Origin of the sequence: Isoptericola sp. NPDC058082, from assembly GCF_042885055.1 — a bacterium.
In the GTDB taxonomy this organism is placed as follows: Bacteria; Actinomycetota; Actinomycetes; order Actinomycetales; family Cellulomonadaceae; genus Isoptericola.
In genome coordinates this window covers 145,342-148,401 of record NZ_JBHVSQ010000005.1, presented here as the reverse complement: position 1 = coordinate 148,401, position 3,060 = coordinate 145,342, and the positions used below count along the sequence as shown (strand labels likewise).

At 70.3% G+C, this 3,060-nt stretch carries 2 protein-coding genes; both read left to right on the top strand.

Features of this window, described 5'->3' with window-relative positions; all coding sequences use genetic code 11:
• The first annotated feature begins 184 nt into the window (after positions 1 to 184).
• Entirely contained in the window at positions 185 to 454 is a 270-nt protein-coding gene (rpsO, locus tag ACFVS0_RS09370; protein WP_429762254.1) for a 30S ribosomal protein S15, read from the top strand.
• Positions 455 to 663: 209 nt separating this feature from the next.
• Positions 664 to 2,898, top strand: a complete 2,235-nt coding sequence (locus ACFVS0_RS09365; protein WP_430549920.1) for a polyribonucleotide nucleotidyltransferase — start codon at positions 664 to 666, stop codon at positions 2,896 to 2,898.
• Positions 2,899 to 3,060 lie beyond the last annotated feature (162 nt).

Below are 3,060 nucleotides of genomic sequence, written 5' to 3'. Positions count from 1 at the left end.
TGTAGGGTGAGAAGAGAGGGCCCCCCCTCCTCCCTTTTTTTGTTCTCACCCTCTCCCCCCCCCCCCTCCTCCTCTTTCTCTCCCCCGCGCTGGTAGCATGGTGGGGCCGTACGAACGGCCGCGGATCCAGAGCGCCCCGGTGAACGAGTCCCGGAGCACCGCGCAACGACACCGAAGGAGAGCCATGCCGCTCGACGCTGCCACCAAGCAGTCCATCATCACCGAGTACGCCACTCACGAGGGCGACACCGGCTCGCCCGAGGTGCAGATCGCGCTCCTCACGCAGCGCATCAACGACCTGAACGAGCACCTCAAGGAGCACAAGCACGACCACCACTCGCGTCGTGGCCTGCTGCTCCTCGTCGGCCAGCGCCGCCGCCTGCAGGCCTACCTGCAGAAGATCGACATCGAGCGTTACCGCGCGCTGATCCAGCGCCTCGGCCTGCGCCGCTGACTCTGCCGACCAGCCCGGTCACCCTCGCGGGGGCCGGGCTGGTCTGGTGTGATGTCCCTGTCATAACCACCATCGCGCCGCCGGATCCTCGTCCGGTCCTCGGTAGTGGCCTCCCGAACCGTCCGACCATCGGGTCGGGCCCGGCTCCGTGGGCCTCGATCGAAGACCGCCGAGCCGCGGCGGCGCCCTCGAGATCAAGGAGGGCACCCGTGGAGGGTCCCGAGATCCAGTTCGCCGAGGCCGTCATCGACAACGGCCGCTTCGGCACCCGCACCGTCCGCTTCGAGACGGGCCGCCTCGCCCGCCAGGCCGCCGGCTCCGTCGCCGCGTACCTGGACGGCGAGACGATGCTGCTGTCGGCCACGACGGCCGGCAAGCACCCCAAGGACCAGTTCGACTTCTTCCCCCTCACGGTGGACGTCGAGGAGCGGCAGTACGCCGCCGGCAAGATCCCCGGCTCGTTCTTCCGTCGTGAGGGTCGTCCCTCGACGGAGGCGATCCTGGCCTGCCGCCTCATCGACCGCCCGCTGCGCCCGCTGTTCGTCAAGGGCCTGCGCAACGAGGTCCAGGTCGTCATCGACGTCCTGGCCATCCACCCGGACGACGCCTACGACGTGCTGGCGATCAACGCCGCGTCGGCGTCCACGCAGATCTCCGGCCTGCCGTTCTCCGGCCCGGTCGCGGGTGTGCGCGTCGCGCTGATCGACGGCCAGTGGGTCGCGTTCCCGAAGTACTCGGACCTCGAGCGCGCCGTGTTCAACATGGTCGTGGCCGGCCGCATCGTGGGCGACGACGTCGCCATCGCGATGATCGAGGCCGAGGCGACCGACGACGCCTGGAAGCTCATCAAGACCGAGGGCGTCGCCGCGCCGACCGAGGAGGTCGTCGCCCAGGGCATCGAGGCGTCGAAGCCGTTCCTCAAGGCCCTGTGCGAGGCCCAGGCCTCGCTCGCCGCCCAGGCGGCCAAGGAGGTCAAGGACTACCCGGTCTTCCTCGACTACCAGGACGACGCGTTCGCCGCCGTCGAGGACGAGGTCTCCACGACGCTGCGCGACGCGCTCGCGATCGCGGACAAGCAGGACCGGGAGAACCGCCTGGACGAGCTCAAGGAGGGCCTGCTGGGTGCGCTCGGCGAGCGTTTCGAGGGCCGCGAGAAGGAGCTGTCGGCCGCGTACCGCGCGCTGCAGAAGAAGCTCATCCGCCAGCGCGTCCTCACCGAGGGCGTCCGCATCGACGGTCGTGGGCTCGCGGACATCCGCACCCTGTCCGCCGAGGTCGAGGTCATCCCGCGCGTGCACGGCTCCGCCCTGTTCGAGCGCGGCGAGACCCAGATCCTGGGCGTCACCACGCTGAACATGCTGCGCATGGAGCAGCAGATCGACTCGCTCGGGCCGGTCACGCGCAAGCGCTACATGCACAACTACAACTTCCCGCCGTTCTCCACGGGCGAGACGGGCCGCGTCGGCAGCCCGAAGCGCCGCGAGATCGGTCACGGCGCGCTGGCCGAGCGGGCCCTCGTGCCCGTGCTGCCCTCGCGCGAGGAGTTCCCCTACGCGATCCGCCAGGTGTCCGAGGCGCTGGGCTCGAACGGCTCCACCTCGATGGGCTCCGTCTGCGCCTCGACGCTCTCGCTGCTCAACGCCGGCGTGCCGCTGAAGGCCCCGGTCGCGGGCATCGCGATGGGCCTCATCTCCGACACCGTCGACGGTGAGACCCGCTACGCCGCGCTGACCGACATCCTGGGCGCGGAGGACGCGTTCGGCGACATGGACTTCAAGGTCGCCGGCACCAGCGAGTTCGTCACGGCCATCCAGCTCGACACCAAGCTCGACGGCATCCCCGCCTCGGTCCTGGCCGGCGCGCTGACCCAGGCCCGCGACGCGCGCCTGACCATCCTCGAGGTGCTCGCCGAGGCGATCGACGTGCCCGACGAGATGTCCCCGAACGCCCCGCGCGTCATCTCCGTGAAGGTGCCGGTCGACAAGATCGGCGAGGTCATCGGGCCCAAGGGCAAGATGATCAACCAGATCCAGGAGGAGACGGGCGCGGACATCTCCATCGAGGACGACGGCACCGTCTACATCGGCGCCACCGACGGCCCCTCGGCCGAGGCCGCCCGCGCGGCGATCAACGCGATCGCCAACCCGCACGTCCCCGAGGTGGGCGAGCGCTTCGTCGGCACCGTCGTCAAGACGACGTCCTTCGGCGCGTTCATCTCCCTCTCGCCGGGCAAGGACGGACTGCTGCACATCAGCCAGATCCGCAAGCTCGTGGGCGGCAAGCGCGTCGAGAACGTCGACGACGTGCTGTCCGTGGGCCAGAAGGTCCAGGTCGAGATCGGTGAGATCGACCCGCGCGGCAAGCTCTCGCTCGTCGCGGTGACCGAGGACGAGAAGTCCGACGAGTCCGCCGACGCCGCGGCCGAGACCCCTGCGGAGGCCTGACGCTCTGATGTCCTGGCACCTTCCGCTCGTCCCCGCGGGCGAGCCCGGTGCCGACCTGACCGCCGGGGAAGGAGGGGTGGGAACCCCTCCCCCCCCCCCCCCCCGCGGTGTTCTTTTTCTCCCCCCACCCCCTCCCGACCTCCCCCCCGCCCCCATAGGAGC

What these genes read in the sequence shown, in the direction of transcription:
- rpsO (WP_429762254.1), top strand. Translation starts at nt 185, where the DNA reads ATGCCGCTCGACGCTGCCACCAAGCAGTCCATCATCACCGAGTACGCC.